This is a genomic window from Cupriavidus sp. C1SS-2L (genome assembly GCF_057073735.1).
Genome location: NZ_CP172709.1, coordinates 1181335 through 1199174, shown reverse-complemented (window position 1 = coordinate 1199174; position 17840 = coordinate 1181335). Strand labels below are relative to the sequence as shown.

19 protein-coding genes are annotated in these 17840 nt (G+C 62.2%); 14 read left to right on the top strand and 5 right to left on the bottom strand.

Going from position 1 to position 17840, the window contains the following annotated elements; genetic code table 11:
* Nucleotides 1-2 precede the first annotated feature (2 nt).
* Together ACIGJG_RS23165 and ACIGJG_RS23160 are read left to right on the top strand one after the other, a co-directional pair.
* On the top strand, nt 3-644 hold the full coding sequence (locus tag ACIGJG_RS23165; RefSeq protein ID WP_483673978.1) for an aspartate/glutamate racemase family protein: 642 nt from the start codon (nt 3-5) through the stop codon (nt 642-644).
* Between the two features lie 39 nt (nt 645-683).
* Entirely contained in the window at nt 684-1448 is a 765-nt protein-coding gene (locus ACIGJG_RS23160; protein ID WP_041680298.1) for a fumarylacetoacetate hydrolase family protein, read from the top strand.
* Between the two features lie 47 nt (nt 1449-1495).
* Here ACIGJG_RS23160 and ACIGJG_RS23155 read toward each other — a convergent pair whose 3' ends face one another.
* From ACIGJG_RS23155 to ACIGJG_RS23140, 4 genes are all read right to left on the bottom strand, one after another.
* Entirely contained in the window at nt 1496-2479 is a 984-nt protein-coding gene (locus tag ACIGJG_RS23155; RefSeq protein WP_483673977.1) for a Bug family tripartite tricarboxylate transporter substrate binding protein, read from the bottom strand.
* Nucleotides 2480-2569: 90 nt separating this feature from the next.
* The gene (tcuB, locus tag ACIGJG_RS23150; protein ID WP_483673976.1) at nt 2570-3781 is read right to left on the bottom strand and encodes a tricarballylate utilization 4Fe-4S protein TcuB; all 1212 of its coding nucleotides are present in this window, start codon (nt 3779-3781) and stop codon (nt 2570-2572) included.
* A complete protein-coding gene (tcuA, locus tag ACIGJG_RS23145; protein ID WP_483673975.1) occupies nt 3768-5177 on the bottom strand; it encodes an FAD-dependent tricarballylate dehydrogenase TcuA in 1410 nt (469 codons plus the stop codon). Before tcuA ends, tcuB begins: the two co-directional genes overlap by 14 nt.
* 77 nt (nt 5178-5254) lie before the next feature.
* Nucleotides 5255-6181, bottom strand: a complete 927-nt coding sequence (locus tag ACIGJG_RS23140; RefSeq protein WP_011301263.1) for a LysR family transcriptional regulator — start codon at nt 6179-6181, stop codon at nt 5255-5257.
* Nucleotides 6182-6495: 314 nt separating this feature from the next.
* Here ACIGJG_RS23140 and ACIGJG_RS23135 point away from each other — a divergent pair, with 314 nt between their 5' ends.
* The 3 genes from ACIGJG_RS23135 (at nt 6496) to ACIGJG_RS23125 (ending at nt 7935) form a co-directional block, all read left to right on the top strand.
* Nucleotides 6496-6936: an Hsp20/alpha crystallin family protein gene (locus tag ACIGJG_RS23135; RefSeq protein ID WP_011301264.1), complete on the top strand. Its 441-nt coding sequence runs from the start codon at nt 6496-6498 to the stop codon at nt 6934-6936.
* A gap of 16 nt (nt 6937-6952) precedes the next feature.
* On the top strand, nt 6953-7360 hold the full coding sequence (locus ACIGJG_RS23130) for an Hsp20/alpha crystallin family protein (protein WP_483673974.1): 408 nt from the start codon (nt 6953-6955) through the stop codon (nt 7358-7360).
* A gap of 191 nt (nt 7361-7551) precedes the next feature.
* Entirely contained in the window at nt 7552-7935 is a 384-nt protein-coding gene (locus ACIGJG_RS23125; RefSeq protein WP_011301266.1) for a hypothetical protein, read from the top strand.
* A gap of 901 nt (nt 7936-8836) precedes the next feature.
* Here the strand turns inward: ACIGJG_RS23125 and ACIGJG_RS23120 are convergent.
* Nucleotides 8837-9856, bottom strand: coding sequence for an AraC family transcriptional regulator (locus tag ACIGJG_RS23120; protein ID WP_483673973.1), 1020 nt, complete (start codon nt 9854-9856; stop codon nt 8837-8839).
* A 99-nt stretch (nt 9857-9955) separates the two neighbouring features.
* On the opposite strand from ACIGJG_RS23120, the gene ACIGJG_RS23115 reads away from it, so the two are divergent.
* From ACIGJG_RS23115 to ACIGJG_RS23075, 9 genes are all read left to right on the top strand, one after another.
* A complete protein-coding gene (locus ACIGJG_RS23115) occupies nt 9956-11476 on the top strand; it encodes a flavin-containing monooxygenase (RefSeq protein ID WP_483673972.1) in 1521 nt (506 codons plus the stop codon).
* A 31-nt stretch (nt 11477-11507) separates the two neighbouring features.
* Nucleotides 11508-12458 carry an alpha/beta hydrolase gene (locus ACIGJG_RS23110; protein WP_011301270.1) on the top strand — a complete coding sequence of 317 codons (951 nt, stop codon included), beginning with the start codon at nt 11508-11510 and terminating at the stop codon, nt 12456-12458.
* Nucleotides 12455-13270 (top strand): SDR family NAD(P)-dependent oxidoreductase, encoded by an 816-nt coding sequence (locus ACIGJG_RS23105; RefSeq protein WP_011301271.1) that lies wholly within the window; start codon nt 12455-12457, stop codon nt 13268-13270. Before ACIGJG_RS23110 ends, ACIGJG_RS23105 begins: the two co-directional genes overlap by 4 nt.
* Before the next feature lie 260 nt (nt 13271-13530).
* Nucleotides 13531-14130, top strand: a complete 600-nt coding sequence (locus tag ACIGJG_RS23100) for a DUF1254 domain-containing protein (RefSeq protein ID WP_483673971.1) — start codon at nt 13531-13533, stop codon at nt 14128-14130.
* 11 nt (nt 14131-14141) lie between these two features.
* A complete protein-coding gene (locus ACIGJG_RS23095) occupies nt 14142-14582 on the top strand; it encodes a DUF1214 domain-containing protein (protein ID WP_483673970.1) in 441 nt (146 codons plus the stop codon).
* Between the two features lie 71 nt (nt 14583-14653).
* Nucleotides 14654-15688: a DUF1254 domain-containing protein gene (locus ACIGJG_RS23090; protein WP_483674036.1), complete on the top strand. Its 1035-nt coding sequence runs from the start codon at nt 14654-14656 to the stop codon at nt 15686-15688.
* Between the two features lie 704 nt (nt 15689-16392).
* The gene (locus ACIGJG_RS23085) at nt 16393-16761 is read left to right on the top strand and encodes a hypothetical protein (RefSeq protein WP_483673969.1); all 369 of its coding nucleotides are present in this window, start codon (nt 16393-16395) and stop codon (nt 16759-16761) included.
* A gap of 161 nt (nt 16762-16922) precedes the next feature.
* Nucleotides 16923-17258, top strand: coding sequence for a hypothetical protein (locus tag ACIGJG_RS23080; protein ID WP_140951375.1), 336 nt, complete (start codon nt 16923-16925; stop codon nt 17256-17258).
* A 183-nt stretch (nt 17259-17441) separates the two neighbouring features.
* On the top strand, nt 17442-17807 hold the full coding sequence (locus tag ACIGJG_RS23075) for a hypothetical protein (RefSeq protein WP_483673968.1): 366 nt from the start codon (nt 17442-17444) through the stop codon (nt 17805-17807).
* The last annotated feature ends 33 nt before the right edge of the window (nt 17808-17840 follow it).

The following is a 17840-nucleotide window of genomic DNA, read 5'->3' as shown; positions in this document are numbered from 1 at the left end:
ACATGAATCCGATCCTGTTAATCAACCCTAATACGTCGCAGGCAACCACGCAGATGATGGTGGAGATTGCGCGTTCCAGCCTGGGCGGACGCGCAGCCATCCGCGGCCTGACCATGGAAAGTGGCGTGCCCATGATCGTCGAAGAGAGCGATCTGCAGGCAGCAGCGGACGTGGTCGGTGCCGTCGATGTGGGCAGCGTCGGCGGCGTCATCGTCGCCGCGTTTGGGGACCCTGGCGCCGAGATCCTTCGGCGCCGGCTTGCAGTGCCGGTCGTAGGCATCGGCGAGGCGGCCATGCGCGAGGCTGCGCAACACGGCCGCTTCGGCATCGCCACGACCACACCGGCACTGGCGGCCTCCATCGCGTCGAAAGTCCGTCAGCTTGGGCTGGAGGCCGGCTTCACAGGAACACGGTTCACCTCAGGCAATCCCTTGCTGCTTGGTCAGGACCCTGAAGCGCTGGAGGCAGCGTTAGCCGCAGCCGTCCAGTCCTGCATAGAGGCCGATGGCGCGCAAGCCGTGGTCATTGGGGGCGGTCCGCTGGGCCGCGCCGCCGAGGCACTCAGCAGGCGATTCGCCATACCCGTGATTGGTCCGGTACCCGCAGCATGCCGCGCCATCTTGCGTGCCCTGGATGGCGACTGACAGGCCATTGCTTTCATTCACTCCAACAAGATGACCCATATGAATGTCGACCCGATCGATGCCGTCGCCCACGCCATCATCCGCGCAAGGCGCGAACAACAGTGCGTCGATGCGCAGTCACTGGCTGGCGCATTGACGACGCCCGAGGAGTCCTACGCAGTACAGGCAAAGGTAGCCTCGGCTTTCGGCTGGCAAACATCCGGGCCTGCATTCTGGAAGTCCGGCGGACCGTCCCGTCAGGCGCAGTTGACGCACGCGCAACTTCCTGTGGAAGGCGTCTGGAGCAGCCCGGCGCGAGCCGAGGGATGGCCCTTCACCTGGCGTGGCATCGAGGCCGAGATTGCGCTGCGCCTCGGGCGCTCGGTAGACGCTGCTGAAGCAGCAGCTCTCGATGGCGAGACGGCATCGGCATGGATCGACGCCATGGCAGTCTCGATCGAAGTCGTGGACTCGCGCTGGCAGCAGTACACCGATGCACCGGCGCTGCTGAAACTTGCAGACTTGCAGGCGCACGGCGCGCTGGTGCTCGGCGAATGGATGCCCTACCAGGCTCGCGACTGGGCCTCGCAGCGTTGCCACGTCAGGATTGGCGCGCAGGAATTGGAGCGCCGCGGCACGCATGCGCTTGGCGATCCGGCGTTTGGGCTGGTGGCCTGGTTGAGACACGCTACGCGCGAAGGCAGGCGCGTGGAAGCGGGTACGGTCGTCACCACGGGCACATGGGTCGGCATCCTGCCCGCTTCCGCTGGCGATCTGGTGACCGTGGCGTTCGATGGTATCGGCAGCGCGTCAGTTCAGTTCTAACGGTTTGCCGGTATGCCGGTATGCCGCAACATTTGCATGCGGCGCTATTAATCCGCAGTCACACCGGCCGTCTTCGACACCCGCCCCCAACGCTCGGTTTCCTGGCGGATGAACTCTGCAAGCTTCGCTGGCGTCATGTCACCCGCCGTCACCCCCTGCTCTTCGAAGCGCTTCAGCACGTCCGGCTGTTGCAGCGCCTTGGCCAGTTCCGTGCCGAGGCGCCGCGTGACCGTCTCAGGCGTGCCACGCGGCGCCATCAGCGCATACCACGTGGTCACCTCGTAGCCCTTGATGCCGCTTTCGTCCAACGTAGGCACGCCGGGATAGGCGGGCGAACGCTTCGCCGTAGTCACCGCCAGCGCACGGAGCTTGCCTGAGCGCACGTGCGGTGCCGCCGACGGGCTGGTCTCCACGGCCATCTGGATCTGCCCGGCGATGAGGTCGGTCATCATCGGTGCGCCGCCCTTGTACGGGACATGGACGATATCGGTGCCGGTCATCGACCGGAACAGTTCGCCGGAAAGATGCTCGGTGCTGCCGGGACCCGCCGAGCCGTAATTCACCTTGCCGGGATGCGACTTGATGTAGGCAATCAACTCAGCCACCGACTTCACGGGCATCGAAGCGCTGACGAGCAGCACGTTCGGAGTCAACGCCACGAGGCCGACCGGCACCAGGTCGCGCGTGAAATCGTAGGGCAGCTTCTTGTAGATGCCTGGCGCCATGGTATGCGCGACGGTGGCCAGCAGCAGCGTGTAGCCGTCTGGCGTGGCGCGTGCCACGTTGCTCGCGCCAAGCGTGCCGCCGGCACCGGGCCGGTTGTCCACCACGACGGGCTGGCGAAGCGACTCGCCCATTTTCTGGCCAATGGTGCGGGCAATGATGTCGGTGGTGCCACCGGAAGCGAACGGTACCACGACCGTGACGGGCTTCTCCGGCCAGCTCTGCGCGGCAGCGGGCATCATGCTGCAGAGTGCGAAGCTTGCGCCTGCCAGGCAGGCGATGGCGGTACGGCGGGTCATGTCAAACATGCGACTGTCTCCTTGGGGTTCGATGATGTTCTTGTCGGCGCCGCGGGTAGCAAACGCCGGTGCCTGAGCGCATTGGAGGTTGGGACTGCCTCAGTCCGAACCGAGCTGCAGCGAGTTCGGCTGGCGCTTTTCGATGGCCGACTTCAATAGCGCCGCGCAGCGGTAGATGCCGTGGGCGAACTTGCCGAACGGCAGCGTGGCGAACAGCGCCATCACCACGCCGAGGTGGACGGCCAACAGCGTGGCCATGGCGCCGGTATCACGGCCGGCGAGCAAGGCAAGGCCGGTAGCCGCGGTCAGCAGCAGCAGCGCGATGAAGCCACGATCCATGGGACGCTGGGCGGCATCGCCGCGGTTGGGGTCGCGCCGCAGATTCAGCCACAGCAGGCCAGCAGGGCCGACGAGCAGCCCGATTCCGCCGGCCGACCCAAGCATCACAGGCAAGCTCGTCACCGGATACGGCGCGTGGAGATCCAGCAGGTAGTGGTACAGCGTCGCCACGCCGGTGGACGCAAAGCAGGCCATGAAGCCGTAGAACGTCAGGTGATGGAAGCGGCGACGCGCCAGCGTAAAGCGATCGTCCTGCTCGTTGCACCCCTGGCCGTGTCCGCCGTCGAGATAGGTCAGCGTCAGCGCGTCAGCGGCGGCCTCCTTCAGGGCAGGCGGCGTCGCGTGGCCAGGCGACACATCGCGCCAGAACTTCCGCACACCGATGCCCAGCGACAGCACTGCGAAGCCGAACACCGCCCCGAACATCGCGGCCATCATGTTGTGCGGAAAGATCGCATAGAAGTTGCCGGCCAGCGGTGCGTGCCACAAGGCGCCGTGGCGCGCCACGGCCAGCAGCAGGAACAAGGCGAGGCCAAAGGCCAGCGCCAGTGCCACGGTGAGACCGTTGCGCCGGTACAGCGCGCCCAGCGGCGCGGGCCATGCATATTCGGCGTAGGTCTCGCCACGCACCCGCGCCATGGCTTGCGGTACGTTCACCGCGAACTCGTGCGGCGGCGCGTACTGGCAGGCGTGGTAGCAGGCACCGCAGTTGTGGCACAGGTTGGCCAGGTAATTGATGTCCGCCTTGCCGAAGGACAGGCGCCGCGTCATGGCCGGAAACACCGCGCAGAAGCCCTCGCAGTAGCGACAGGCATTGCAGATCTGCATCTGGCGGGCAACCTCGGCTTCGTTGTCGGTCAGCGGCAGCGCCTGGATCGGGATGATCCTGCGTTCACGGGTCTGAGAGATGTCGGCCGCGGCCGCGACGGCCGTATCTTCAGCCTCGCGCACGAGTGCCTCAAGCTGCTTCATGTTGTACTCCTTTGGCTTGTGCGGCCGCGCGCGCGGCGCGGGTGCCCGCAATACGGCCGAAGGCGGTGCCAATCGACATGCCGACGCCCGCCGTGTAGCCCTTGCCAAGCACATTGCCGGCCATCATCTCGCCAGCGACGAACAGGTTGTCGCTCGGCTCGCCGCCAAAATGCACGGCGGCGTGCTCGTCGACCTTCAGGCCGAGGTAGGTGAACGTGATGCCAGGACGCAGCGCATAGCCATAGAACGGCGCGGTGTCGATGGGCCGTGCCCAGTGCGTCTTCGGCGGCGTCAGCCCTTCGGTGCGGCAGTCATCCAGCGTCGTATGGTCGAACGTGCCGGGCCGGCAGCCGGCGTTGTAGTCGGCCACGCTCTTCACAAATGCCTGTTCCGGCAGACCCAGCTTGCGCGCGAGTTCGGGCAGCGTATCGGCTACCGTGCCGGGGAAGACCGGCGGCATGAAGCGGCCGATAGCCTTGGCATCGATGATCGAGTAAGCGATCTGGCCCGGTTGCTGGGCCACCAGGCGGCCCCATATCGCGTAGCGCTTCGGCCAGAAATCCTCGCCCTCGTCATAGAAGCGCTCGGCGTCGCGGTTCACCACCACGCCTAGCGACACGCAATCGATGCGCGTGCAGATGCCGCCGTCATACAGCGGCGCACGCGCGTCGATGGCCACACAGTGCGATTGCGACGGATCACCGATAGCATCGGCGCCCGCCTCGATCATGTGCTTGAGCAGTACTCCCATATTGAACCGTGTGCCGCGGATCAGGAAGTTGTCGGCCGGCCATTCGCCGCGCTCGTTGCGGCCCCACGCTTCGCGCAGCCATTCCCGGTTCGATTCGAAGCCGCCCGCGGCCAGCACGCAGGTACGCGCCTGGAAGCGCTGTGCCCCGCTGCGCGCGGCCACGAACCGGCTGCCATCGAGTTCGATGGCATCGACCGGCGTTTCGTAGCGGATCTCTACCCCAAGGTTTTCGGCGCTGCGATAGTAGGCATTCACCAGGGCCTTGCCGCCGCCCATGAAGAAGGCATTGGTGCGGGCGACATGCAGCGCGCCCGACAGGGGCGGCTGAAAATGTACGCCGTGGCGGCGCATCCACGGCCGGCAGGTCGATGAAGCGCGGATCACCAGGCGCGCCAGCGCCTCATTGGTGATACCACCGGTGACCTTGAGCAGGTCCTGCCAGTACTCCTCCTCGGGGTAGCTGTCGACCAGCACGTCCTGGGGCGCATCGTGCATGCATCGCAGATTGCGGGTGTGCTGGGAGTTGCCGCCGCGCCAGGCCTTCGGCGCAGCTTCCAGCAGCAGCACGCTGGCGCCAGCTTCGCGCGCCATGAGGGCCGCGCACAGCGCCGCGTTGCCCCCGCCGATTACGAGTACGTCCCACATGAGTACAGTCTCCGTTGTTGGCTGCGACTGTACTGAGCGGGGCGGGCGCCCGCCAGAAGGGGGCGGGAAACAGGTGTTTAGGAATCGTGAAGGGTCGCCCCTGGCCAGCTTCCGTCCAGCACCAGCTGACGCGCGACGGACGCCAGGGTGCCTCGGGCGGCGAGCCCGGCCGGCGACAGCTCTTCATCCGACAAGCTGGCCAGCACATTGGGCCGGCGTGCGCCGGCGTCCGCGATGGCAATCATGGCAAGCGGCTCGCCGCCGAGCCGCGCGACTGCCGCGCCGGGCTGCACGGTCGCCCCGAAGCCTGCCCGCACGGCATCCATCAGCATCGCGAGTCCGTCGATCTCGGCCACCAGGTTTGGCTGGAACTTTCCCCTCGCAAATGCCACATCGAGCACCGACCGCAATCCGTGCGGACTGCTTGGCAGGATCAGCGGCAAATCGTGCAACTGCGCCAGCTTCACGGTCTTACCCGCTGGCACGCCCGGCATGTCGCGCCGGCCGATCAGGAAAAGACGTTCCGTAAGCAGTGGCGCCAGACTCCAGCGGTGGTGTCCGTCCGCCTGGAACAGGACGGCGAGGTCAAGTTGGCGGGTGTCGATCATGGTCGCCAGGTTGCCCGAGAGACTTTCGACGAGATGAAGCCGGATGTCCGGATAGCGGTCCCGCATGGCCTGCATGAAAGGCAAGCCAAGCACCGAGATCGTACTGGGCGCCATGCCGACGCTGACGTGGCCAGACAGTCTCGCGAGCTGCGCGGCACGGACCGCATCGTCGGCATGGCGGACGGCCAGTTGCGCCTGCCGCCAAAAAGCCAGCCCGGCGTCCGTCGGCACCACGCCTGCGGACGTGCGCTGCAAGAGCCGAGTCGCCAACTCGCCTTCGAGCCTGCTGATCTGCTGACTAAGTGCCGATGTGCCCACGTCCAGCTTCTGCGCAGCCTTTCCCATGCTGCCGAGTTCGACTACCTGCAGGAAATACCGCAACTGCCGAAGCTCCATTCGTTTTCTCCTTCTTGCACTTTCCGTAAGGCGCGGCCGATTGTCGAGCGCGCTTGCCCTGCGGGGTCGCCCTCCCGCCCCTGCGAGGATAGCGATTACTGATTGCCAGACAAAGCAGGACACGTTTCGCCAGCCCGGCATGAATGTGATTTATGCATCTCTTGAAATCGCTTTTTTCTCTTGCTATTTTTATTTCCGCTAAGGCAGTCGCGACGTCGCGCTGCGTGTTTCTGTTTGTTTGCCAGCAGTGAGGCAGGTGAATGGGAGCGCGTAAGGCCCCTTCCTCCTCGCTTGCATCGAAAGGAGGAACGACCATGGCTGACGCATTCTTTGGAACTGACCTCTTCAGTGACCTCGAACGTTTGCAAAGGCAGATGACTGGTGTGTTCGGGGGTTTTCCCTCCAGCATCCGCGCCGGGCGTTTCGGCACATTTCCTGCGGTTAATGTTGGCGCAACGGACGACTCCATCGAGATCGTTGCGTTCGCGCCCGGCGTCAAGCAAGAAGACTTTGAGGTCTCTATCGACAGAGGGCTGCTGACAATCAGCGGCGAGCGCCACTCCGTTTGGTCCGATGACATGCCGGAGTCGCGACGGTATGCACAGGAACGCTTTGTCGGAGCCTTCCGCAGAGTGATTGAATTGCCCGAGGGCGCCGATCCCGACAAGGTACAGGCGCGATATGCCAATGGTTGTCTTTCCGTAAGCGTGGGCAAACGCGAGGCATCGAAGCCGCGTGCCATCACCGTCCAATAATGGGAAGGAGCCTGCCATGAACGATACCACCCAAGTCGCCGAACGCCATGACAGTGCGTTGGCGCAACGCCGCGAGGACAAAGCTGCGCGGGCAGTGACCTTGGTGCCCGCAGTCGACATCGTGGAGGATACAAACGGCGTGACCTTGTGGGCTGATCTGCCGGGAGTGAGTCGTGACAAGCTTCAGGTGAGCGTGCACGACAACAACCTCCATATTGCGGCGGAAGCCGCCGTACCGATGCCTTCAGGCCTGCGCGTGCAGTACGCGGAAGTCAGCCAGCCCCACTTCGCGCGTGTCTTTTCACTGAGTCCGGATCTGGATGCCACGCAGATCAATGCACAGCTGCAAGACGGCGTGCTGAAGCTGACCATTCCGCGTCGCGAGGATGCGCGGCCGCGGAGGATTGCGATCAACGTGACGTAGGGAGACATGGCGTCGACCAGGGCGTCGACCAGGCGCGCTGGTCGGCCCGGCGAACCTCGTGTTCGCCGCGCGCGATGGAACCCCAGCCCTCGCCGATCTACGGTATGCGCACGGCTAATGACGCTGGCCTTTCCTAAGCCACATGGATCATCGTTGTCGACGGCAGCATGACGTACACAGCAGAGGTCACCATGGAGTTCGATACCGATTGGATAACGTTAGGTCCCCATCGCGTTCGCCTGCGCTGCTTGGGTGGATTTCCGACTGAAAAGATGCGGACCATTGCAGAGCTGGCGCGCATTGCCATCGAGCACAATATGAGCGCTGCAGCGCGACTATTGGAGGTCGTAGCGGACCGTTCAAATGCCTATTCCATCAATATTGGCACGACGTTTTCGAAGGACAAGGATGCTGCGCCAACTCTGGAGGTAGCGCTCGCCACCATGTTAGGGCTAAAGACGGATCAGTTCAGCATAGACGTCACGGTGGTCAGCCAGGCCGAAGTGGACCTCCACTTTGGCGTGTACGAACGGATGCTGGCCGAGCGGATCGGTATTGTCCCCCTCATTCAGTGAGGCTATTTTCGAGCGTCTGATTTATATCGGCCAAATGGCTGGCGGCTATTCACAGTCAAGCGCAATGCCGTTTTCATCTCATTTTCTGAGCCAGAGAGCACATTAATATTTCCTGCCTCCGTCAGGAGGATTCGGGGAGTTTGTCATGAACGCTCAAACTAGGCGTTTGGTCGTGGTCTATTCGGTTTCGCGGTCCGAATGGTATATAGCCGAGGTCAATGAGGGCGAAGTCGTACAGTTCGGGCCTTTCGATTCAAGAGCTGTTGTTGCCGAACTGCTTAGCTGCTTATATCCGCGACACAGTTCTCTTGAATTGCCGGAACAAGCGGTGAAGTTGGAAGATGAGGCCGTGGCGGTTCTGGGTCACGCCGTTGCGCGAAATAGTCTCAGGACTGCCACCGACGTGGATACATAGGCACCCGAAAGGCAAGCACAGAACGTAGGCTGCAATTTCCGATTATGCGCTGCAGCAAATTAAGGAAGCACCGTTGTCGCCCTCCTTGCGTATCGGAAACATTTTCACCGGGACGGAGCAAAAGTTGCAGGCGCGCCGGCGCGCCCGATGCCGCTCTCTCAGTCCGCGCTGGCCATGTGCCGCCCATGTCATCGCTTTTGGTATCTGCGAATCGGCACGAAATTTGCCCCGGTAACACGCAAGTGCCTTGAAACTGGTTCAGGACACGTGTAGCTAGGAGATTCTCATGAACATAGTCTGGCTTGTCGGAGCGGTAGTGATTATCCTGGCCATCCTGAGCTTTTTTGGATTGCGCTAGTCTTTTTGACAGCTTATGGAGGCTTCGACGGCCTCCCCTGAAAACTTCCCGGGGCTTTGCCTCTATACAAGGCCGGCCTAGATGTGAGCCGGCCGTTTCCGGCCGGTTGCGGCCTCGCAGCGCGTGGATCAATCTACGGCGCGTTTATGCTTGCGCAATGCAGAAGGGGGGACGCCATACCACTGACGGCAAGCCCGCGACAACGCAGATTGGGCGGGAAGGCCCAGCAAGAGAGAGATCTGTCCGAGAGGCAGACTGGTCTCGCATAGATAGCGCATGGCCAGTTCCCTGCGCACGTCGTCCCTGATGGCTTCGAAACTGGTCGCCTCCGCAGCAAGGCGGCGTTGCATCGTGCGCGGGTGCAAGGCCAGCAGATCGGCCACGGTGGCCTTGCTGTGGCTCGACGTGCCCAGCGTCTGGCGCAGAACCTGCCGGACACGATCAGAAACACTGCCTTGCTCGCTGCCGAAATGGCGAAAGATGTAGTCCTCGGCAATTCGCCGCAGCGTTGCGTCGACGCCGAGCAGGTCGGCCGCAAGCGTGCTCCGGCTGAGATGCAGACTGGCTCTCGGCTGCTCCACCCATACCCTGGCGCCAAAGAAGCGCTCGTAAGTGCTGACGGGTACAACGGGCGTGTGTGGAACTGACACTGCGCGAAGCAGGTATCGGTCGCCGGCTAGCAGCCGAGTGAAGTTATGGATATCTGCCAGGCACAGGTCAATGGTTTGCCGCTGAGCCGGCTGCCGCGAGAGGCGGATCTCGATGGAAACTTCGGCTGCATCGTTGGCAAACTCGCTGTGCTTGTGCACGGCGTAGACCAGGCCGGGGCTATGCACGAACGTGTGGCGCGCCGCGAAATCCATGGCCGCGCGAATCGTCGGTGCGTTCTGCAAAGCGATGCTCAAAGGCCCCAGCACGTCAATGCTTTGGTGCCGGGACAGGCGCAAGCCGAGGTCACCGGTCCGGGTCTGTTCCGCGCTGGCTTCCAGAAGATGCACGACGGCGCGTAGCGAAATCATGGCGTCATCGCTGCCGAGCGCCCCCTCGTCGAGGTGATATCGCTGCAGCAACGGCGTGGGGTCGCAACCCAGGTCGCGCATCAGCGCGGGGTAGCCACGCAATCCACTTGCTCTCACCAGGGCATCCATGGCTCGTAACGTAAATTAAGTGTCTCGTAGTGTCAAGAGTGCTTTCGCGCGGCGCGCTACAGTTTCCGGGCGATCAGGCAAGACATAAGGAGACGCTGCGTGAAGGCCGACTTCGACGTATTGATCATTGGCGCCGGCTTATCCGGCATCGGCATGGCCTGCCACCTGGCCGAGGCTTGTCCCGACAAGCGCGTCGGCATCCTGGAGCGGCGCAGCGCCATCGGCGGCACATGGGACCTGTTCCGGTACCCCGGCATCCGGTCGGATTCGGATATGTTCAGCTTCGGCTACAAGTTCCGTCCCTGGCATGAGTTGAAAGTCCTTGCCGACGGGCCCGCGATCCGTCGCTACATAGCCGATACCGCGCGCGAGTATGGCGTCGACAAATCCATCCGGTTCGGACTCAAAGTCCTACGTGCATCGTGGTCGAGCGAAGATCGGAGTTGGACCGTCACCGTACAGCAGGAAGACAGTCACGAAACCCATTCCCTCACCTGCAAGTTCCTGATTTCCTGCACGGGCTATTACAACTACGACCAAGGGTACCGCCCCGACTTTACGGGTCTCGAGCGGTTCCAGGGTATCTGCGTCCATCCGCAACACTGGCCTCAAGACCTCGACTACCACGGCAAGCGTGTCATCGTGATCGGAAGTGGTGCGACGGCGGTCACCCTGGTGCCGTCCATGGCAGGCAAGGCGTCGCACGTCACGATGCTGCAGCGATCGCCGAGTTACGTCTTCTCAGTGCCGGCCTATGACAAGATATCTGCCGTGCTGCAGAAGATGCTGCCGGCAAGCTGGGTCTTTGGCCTGGCACGCTGGCGCAATATTCGCCTGCAGCGCTTTATCTACAGGGCGGCAAGACGGTGGCCTCAGCGCGTTCGCGCCTGGCTGCTGTCGCATGTCGAGCAACAACTCGGCCACGGTGCCGACCTGCGGCACTTTTCGCCGGAATACAACCCGTGGGACCAACGGTTGTGTGCCGTGCCTGACGGCGATCTCTTCAAGGCCATCCGCGAAGGCAAGGCGTCAGTGGTGACGGACCAGATCGACACCTTTACTGAGACCGGCGTTCGCCTGAAGTCGGGCAGGCGCCTCGACGCCGACATCATTGTCACGGCCACTGGCCTTCAGCTTCAGTCGTTGGGTGGCATGGAAGTACAGGTGGATGGGCAACCGCGCCACGCCAGCAGCCTCATGACCTACAAGAGCGTGCTGATGCAGGACGTGCCCAACATGGCCCATCTGTTTGGTTATACCAATGCCCCCTGGACTCTGAAGGTCGACCTTGCTGCCAGCTACATCTGCCGGCTGCTCGATCATATGGACCGCCACGAGTACGAGGTTGTCACGCCAGGTGCGCCCGCCGGGGAAATGCTGGATGAAACAGTCATGGATTCCCTGCAGTCCGGCTATGTGCAGCGCGGCCGAAACGTCTTGCCCCGCCAGGGGCGCAAGCTGCCGTGGCGCGTCGTCCATAACTTCGAGGCCGACCGCGACATGTTGACAAGGCATCCGGTCAACGATCCCGCGCTGGCGTTCGTCCGTGCCGCAACCACGGCGCGCACTGGGAAAGCCAGCGACCTTGTGGCAACCAGAATGGACGGAACGGCCGTGTGAGTGTCAGCCACATTCCGCCTTGGAGCCTTGCATGGTCAGCATTGAGACTTCCTTCCAAAGTCGCGGTGAGCGTTGTGCAGCCACGCTGATGCTGCCGAACCCGAGCCCGAGCCCGAGCCCGCCTGTCATCATCATGGCGCACGGATTCGGCGCCATTCGTGCCGCCGGCCTGCCTGCCATTGCAGGGCGGTTCGTGGCCGAAGGCTACGCTGCATATCTCTTCGATTACAGGAATTTTGGAGACAGCGATGGAGAGCCGAGGCATTGGGTCAGCCCGCGCCGTCACCTGCAGGACTGGGCCGCCGCAATCGCCCATGTGCGCTCACTTCCAGAGGTCGACGCCAATCGCATGGTGTTGTGGGGGACGTCGTTCTCAGGCGGGCATGTCATCCAGACCGCTGCCGCCGACCACCGGGTACGGGCGGTCATAGCCCAAGTCCCGCATGTCAGTGGGCTGGCCGGTATGCGGCAGATACCCTTCGGCCTCTCACTGCGCATGGTGCTTGCCGCCATGCGCGACCTGTGTGGGAGCGTCATTCGTCGCCCGCACTACAGCCCGATCGTCGGTCGTCCCGGCGATATGGCCGCGTTGACCGGCGATGACGCCTGGCATGGTTATGCAAGGCTGCTGCCTGCAGGCGCTGAGTGGGAGAACAAGGTCCTGTCGCGCGTCTTCCTTGAGGTGCCGCTCTACAGCCCGATCCGGCGCGCACACAAGGTTACCGCGCCTACGCTGATCGTGGCCGGAACTAACGACACGATTACGCCGGCCAGTGCGGCGCGACGGGCCTCCAGATGCATACCGAACGGCGAATTTCATCTCGTGGAAGGCAACCACTTTGAGTTGCATTTGCACGATGAGCGGGCGTTCGCAAGCAGCATCGCGGCGCAGTTGGCCTTTCTGAACAGGCACATTGGTGTCGTCCCCCGCGCAACGGGGCAATCCTCGCAATGTTGTCAACTTATGGAATCGAGACCATGAAGCTGAACGACCGCGTTGCCGTATTGACGGGCGCAGGTGGTGGTATCGGGCGCTCGCTTGCGCTGGCACTGGCGCGTCGAGGCTGCCATTTGGCGTTGGCGGACATCGACGAGCACGGTCTGCGCGAGACCGCGCGGATGGCTGGCAAGTCGGGCGTACACACCAGCCAACATGTACTCGATGTCGCCTGCCGTGCAGCCGTCGCTGCCTTGCCGCATGCAGTGGTGCAAGAGCACGACCAGGTCGACCTGGTCATTAACAATGCGGGCGTGGCACTCGGTGGCACCTTCGAGGAGGTCAGCGAGGCTGACTTCGACTGGGTGATGGCCGTCAACTTCGAGGGCGTGGTGAGGATGACACGCGCGTTCTTGCCCCTGCTGCGCGAGCGTCAGCAGGCGCGCATCGTCAATATTTCCAGCCTGTTTGGTCTCATCGCGCCCCCAGGCCATGCCGCCTATTGCGCCAGCAAGTTCGCGGTGCGCGGGTTCTCCAATGCGTTGCGCCACGAACTGGCAGGGACCCCGATAGGCGTTACGGTCGTCCACCCAGGAGGGGTCACCACATCCATCGCCCGTCATGCACGCACACCTAGCAACCTGTGTGAAGAGGAAGTGCGGCAGGGCCGCGCCGACTTCGAGAAGCTGCTGCGCATGCCCCCGCAGAAGGCGGCCGAGATTATCGTACGGGCCGTGCAAGTCGACCGTGAACGCGTGCTTGTGGGCCACGACGCCGTCATCTCTTCCTGGCTGGAGCGTCTCATGCCGACAAGCTACTGGCGGCTGATTGGACGAGCGATGCCCTCGCGAAACTAACTGGACGTATATTCCCGGTGGATCAATCGTGCACACCGGGGCGCCTTGGTCCAAAGCGCTGGGCGGCCTTGCCAACGCACCGCGCGGGATGGGGAGTAGTCTTGTGGGCGCTGCACCCGGGAGAAGGGCCTGGCCCCGCGCTGTCTATGCCTTCCATTGAAAGAATTCTCCACATTACAAATGGCGGCAGGACGTCGCAATTGCCCATGTGTGCTGCACTTGGGGAATGTAACCCCCTGTTCTAATTTATGGGAGCCGTGATGTCGATCAAGCATCTGTTGGTGGCCGCTTTGCTACAAGTCTTTGCATTGTCGGGATGCCAGGCCGTAAAAAATAGTCCAGCGACGGAACAGGCCGCCGACGAGGGGGCTGCGAGCGCGGTCAATGAGGCGGAACTTCGCTCCATCGCGGGCGACGCGTACACCTACGGCTACCCGGTCGTTGAAGCGTACAAGACCCTCTACGCCCAGGCAGTCGACCAGGGTGGTCCGAACTTCAAGGCGCCGTTCAACCAAATAGGCAACACAGCCAACGTCTTCACGCCGAAAGACACGGCGATCATCACGCCCAATTCCGACACGCCATACTCATTTGTCTGGATGGACCTGCGCGCGGAGCCGCTGGTGCTTACGTTGCCGCCCATCGAGAACAAACGTTACTACTCCGTCCAACTGATCGATCTTTATACGCACAACTTCGCCTATCTTGGCACCCGAAGCGCTCGCTATCGCCGGCCATGCGGAAGGTCCTGGAGGACGGCATGGCCGATGGCAAGGCGCAGTTCGTGGAGTTCAAGAAGACGCAACTGGACACAAGGAAGCTCACCAGCGGTGACTTGTTTGGTACACGAGAGCACCTGAACAACCACTACATGTACCGCTATGCAGCGGCGGCACTGGGAATATTCGGTAACTCGGCGGAAGAGGCGCTCTATCCCGGCTACTTCCTGGACGCCGCAGGCCAGCCGCTGAATGCGGCCGGCGCGCGTTATACCTTGCATTTCGACAAGGACAAGCTACCGCCCGCCAATGCGTTCTGGTCGCTGACGATGTATGACGGCAAGAGCAAGCTGCTGGTGGCTAACCCCCTGAATCGATACCTGATCAACTCTTCGATGCTCGGCCAACTCAAGCGCGATCGCGATGGCGGGCTGACCCTGTATGTCCAGAAGGACAGCCCCGGCAAAGATAAGGTAAGCAACTGGCTGCCAGCGCCAGACGGGCCTTTCTATGCCTTCCTGCGCGTGTACCTACCGAAACAGGAGATGCTGTCCGGCCAATGGCGGCAGCCGCCCATGGTGGCGGCCGAGTAAAAGGCTGGCTCAGGCACGCGCTTGTGTGACTCTGAAAACCCGATACGAGGAGGGGAGTTGTGAAGAGAGCAATGATTGCCGAGGCCTTGGTGGGCTTCGCCCTTGCTGCCGTGGGTACTACCCATGGTCAGACCGTCGCTGCACAGGCCGCTCGCGCAACCGTGCCGGTCACGGTAGACAACTTCGTGCGTGCAGAGTCCGACATGTATATCGCCAGAGTGGCAAAGCAGGACGGCGTGGGCAATCTGATGCACCGGCGCGAGCCCGCGTCGATCGATCAGCAGACCGTGATCCGCCTGAACCGTGACACGCTGTATTCCTCAGGTGTGTTCGATCTTGATGCCGGCCCGGTGACAATCACTATGCCGGAATCGGGCAAGCGCTTCATGTCGCTGCAGGTCATCAGCGAGGACCACTACGTGCCCAATGTGTTCTACGGTGCTGGCACGCACTCGCTGACGCGCGAGAACGTCGGCACGCGCTACGTGGTGGTGGCCATCCGCACGCTGGTGGACCCAAACGATTCGAATGACCTGAAGCAGGTCCATGCGTTGCAAGACGTCATCAAGGTCAGCCAGAAGGCGACGGGCAAGCTGGAACTGCCAAGCTGGGACCAGGTTAGCCAGAAAAAGGTGCGTGATGCGTTGCTGGCGCTATCGGCCACAACATCGGATTTCAAGAGGTCGTTCGGCAAGAAAGGCGAGGTCGATCCCGTGCGCCACCTAATGGGCACTGCGGCTGGCTGGGGCGGCAACCCGGACAAGGACGCCACCTACCTGAATATCACGCCGGAAAAGAACGACGGCAAGACCGTGTACCGGGTGAACGTAAAGGATGTGCCTGTGGACGGATTCTGGTCGGTCAGCGTTTACAATGCCGAAGGTTACTTCCAGAAGAACCCGGCCAACGTCTACACGGTCAACAACATCACAGCCAAGAAGGACGGTGACGGATCGATTCCGATCCAGTTCGGTGGGTGTAACGGACAGTCGCCCAACTGTCTGCCGATCGTGCCCGGGTGGAACTACACCGTACGCCTGTATAGGCCCCACTCCGAGATTCTCCGTGGCGCATGGAGTTTTCCGCCGGCCCAGCCCGTCAATTAAGCAGAGCGTCTCCAGTGAAGCCCAAGAACGCCAGGAAGAAGGCGGCCTTCCGGATCTGAAAATCCGTCCATATGGAGTTGCTGGAGATTGGCAATCCAGACGGGTTGGTCCGGGATTACGGCGACATTGGAAGACACGCTGGTGCCCGCCACCGGCCGGCCTAACGCGCCCTCAGTGGCATGTCCGATCAGCGGCGGTCGCCAGGTGCCAATCGGTGGCCGCACCACGTTGGACATTGACGCGATGCTTGAACTGTTTGGCTAGGTCTTTGGCAACACCTCTTCGAGACGGGGGTAGCGAATGGCATCCGCGATCAGCGCCTGGGGTCCTGCGAGGACGCCGGCGACCACCCGCCCTGGCGTCGCTCAACAAGCGTGCTTCGTTTGGCAGCCACCCTTTTTTGCGGGCACGGTTTCAGAGTCGAGTTCGAGGTCTTGGAGGTGTTCCATGCCGCGGTCCGGTGATGGCAGAGCGAATGCAACATTTCAATTTGCCGATTCATCGTCAGCAATCGATTTGCTCCGCATCGGAGTTGCCGCCCTTAATCCAAGCATCGATTCGTCCGCGTTTCGTAAATTGTTTCAACGGTTGCAAAGCTTACGGATTGTCACGACTTAACGGTCAACAGGGTGCAGATCAGCCCCGTTCTTGGAAGTGAGCACGGCACAATGCTGCGCTGTCACCTAACCCAAGGAAATGTCACCGTGAAAAAGCTTCTCCTCGCCATCGCCTCTATCGCTCTCGTTGGTACCGCTGCTGCTCAGACCGGTGCGCCGGCCTCTTCGGCACATCCGAGCGTCCTCCCCGCACAAACCGCAACCGCCAAAGACAAGGCGGCCGATAGCAAGGCCGCACCGGCCCTGAAGGAAGAAGCCAAGAAGGACGTGCCGGCCGCGGGCGCGCAAGAAAAGGAAGGCAAGGCGACGGCAAAGGTAAGCAAGGCCAAGCACGAGAAGAGCGTAGCAAAGACGAAAGCCAGCAAGGCCTCGGCAGAACAGTCGAAGGCGGGCGCAACGGCTCCCGCAGCCAAGGCCACTAGCGGCGGCGCCGCTGAGGCCACCAAGAAGCAGTGACGGACGCAGGCTCGGTTACCGAGCACGTCAAACAGCTTCGGCCCAAGCGTCAACACTAATCGAGGGATGCTTGTGACGGCGGCCGACACCCCGGTGCCGTTGGAAACATCCTCGCAACAGCGGTTTCTATCCACGTAAGTCATAGTAGAAGGATTCTCTCCATGAGAAAAGTTCTGTCGTTGGTGCTTCTGGCGGGCGTGGCTGCCTTTACTTCGGCTGGCGCACAAGCTCGTGTCAACGTGGATGTGGGAGTGGGTATCCCAGTTCCCTACGTCGCTGCGCCGGTGTATGCCCCTGTTCCTGTCTATGAGGAGCCGGCTCCTGTGGTGATCCAGCGCCAACCTGTCGTGCTCTCACCAGGCTACTACGAAGATTGGCGCGCTCGCGCGTGGCGCGAACATGAATGGCGGGAACATCAAGAACATGAATGGCGCGAGCGCCAGGAGCACGCATGGCAAGCGCAGCGCCGCGAATGGCACCACTGGCGCGACGACTGACCGTACGCACGTGGGAGCAGCCGTAGAGGCGGCCTAGGTCAAAGGGCCGTTAAGGGTGTGGGCGGCTTAGCTGCAGCCCTTCGAGCCATAGAACCCATCGCATGGGCATGCGGGCTCGCCACGTCAGGGTGCCGCCGTAATAATGAAGGCTGTTTTCCGACGGTGCCTTACATACATCACGATATGATGAAAGCCCCACGTCTGAGGCTCACGGCAGCGGCCATGGGACCTGAGTTATCCGAAGCCGAGTATGTCAACCAGGCGTTGGAGCAGTTCAAGGCCTTCAGCCTAATCCCGGGAATCGTCGGGCCCTACATTGCTGAATCGTTAGTCTGGCAGGACGTCAGGTACTACTACGTTCATGCTCGGGACTACATCGGGCAACGACGTCTCATTGAGGTGTTTGTCGTAACCGACCAGCGGAAACTCGAATCGATGCGGGCATTTCAATATCCCCCGCCCTTTCGCGAGCTGTTCCCCGATGATTTTGCGCTGCTTCACAGTGACGACCCATGGGCGGAGGCAACCGAAGTCCAAGAACGCGCGTAACGCAGGAACTTGCTCGCTCAAATTGCGATGGCA

Coding starts and splice junctions, on each gene's coding strand:
- ACIGJG_RS23165 (WP_483673978.1), top strand. CDS start 3: ATGAATCCGATCCTGTTAATCAACCCTAATACGTCGCAGGCAACCACG.
- ACIGJG_RS23160 (WP_041680298.1), top strand. CDS start 684: ATGAATGTCGACCCGATCGATGCCGTCGCCCACGCCATCATCCGCGCA.
- ACIGJG_RS23155 (WP_483673977.1), bottom strand. CDS start 2,479: ATGTTTGACATGACCCGCCGTACCGCCATCGCCTGCCTGGCAGGCGCA.
- tcuB (WP_483673976.1), bottom strand. CDS start 3,781: ATGAAGCAGCTTGAGGCACTCGTGCGCGAGGCTGAAGATACGGCCGTC.
- tcuA (WP_483673975.1), bottom strand. CDS start 5,177: ATGTGGGACGTACTCGTAATCGGCGGGGGCAACGCGGCGCTGTGCGCG.
- ACIGJG_RS23140 (WP_011301263.1), bottom strand. CDS start 6,181: ATGGAGCTTCGGCAGTTGCGGTATTTCCTGCAGGTAGTCGAACTCGGC.
- ACIGJG_RS23135 (WP_011301264.1), top strand. CDS start 6,496: ATGGCTGACGCATTCTTTGGAACTGACCTCTTCAGTGACCTCGAACGT.
- ACIGJG_RS23130 (WP_483673974.1), top strand. CDS start 6,953: ATGAACGATACCACCCAAGTCGCCGAACGCCATGACAGTGCGTTGGCG.
- ACIGJG_RS23125 (WP_011301266.1), top strand. CDS start 7,552: ATGGAGTTCGATACCGATTGGATAACGTTAGGTCCCCATCGCGTTCGC.
- ACIGJG_RS23120 (WP_483673973.1), bottom strand. CDS start 9,856: ATGGATGCCCTGGTGAGAGCAAGTGGATTGCGTGGCTACCCCGCGCTG.
- ACIGJG_RS23110 (WP_011301270.1), top strand. CDS start 11,508: ATGGTCAGCATTGAGACTTCCTTCCAAAGTCGCGGTGAGCGTTGTGCA.
- ACIGJG_RS23105 (WP_011301271.1), top strand. CDS start 12,455: ATGAAGCTGAACGACCGCGTTGCCGTATTGACGGGCGCAGGTGGTGGT.
- ACIGJG_RS23100 (WP_483673971.1), top strand. CDS start 13,531: ATGTCGATCAAGCATCTGTTGGTGGCCGCTTTGCTACAAGTCTTTGCA.
- ACIGJG_RS23095 (WP_483673970.1), top strand. CDS start 14,142: ATGTACCGCTATGCAGCGGCGGCACTGGGAATATTCGGTAACTCGGCG.
- ACIGJG_RS23090 (WP_483674036.1), top strand. CDS start 14,654: ATGATTGCCGAGGCCTTGGTGGGCTTCGCCCTTGCTGCCGTGGGTACT.
- ACIGJG_RS23080 (WP_140951375.1), top strand. CDS start 16,923: ATGAGAAAAGTTCTGTCGTTGGTGCTTCTGGCGGGCGTGGCTGCCTTT.
- ACIGJG_RS23075 (WP_483673968.1), top strand. CDS start 17,442: ATGATGAAAGCCCCACGTCTGAGGCTCACGGCAGCGGCCATGGGACCT.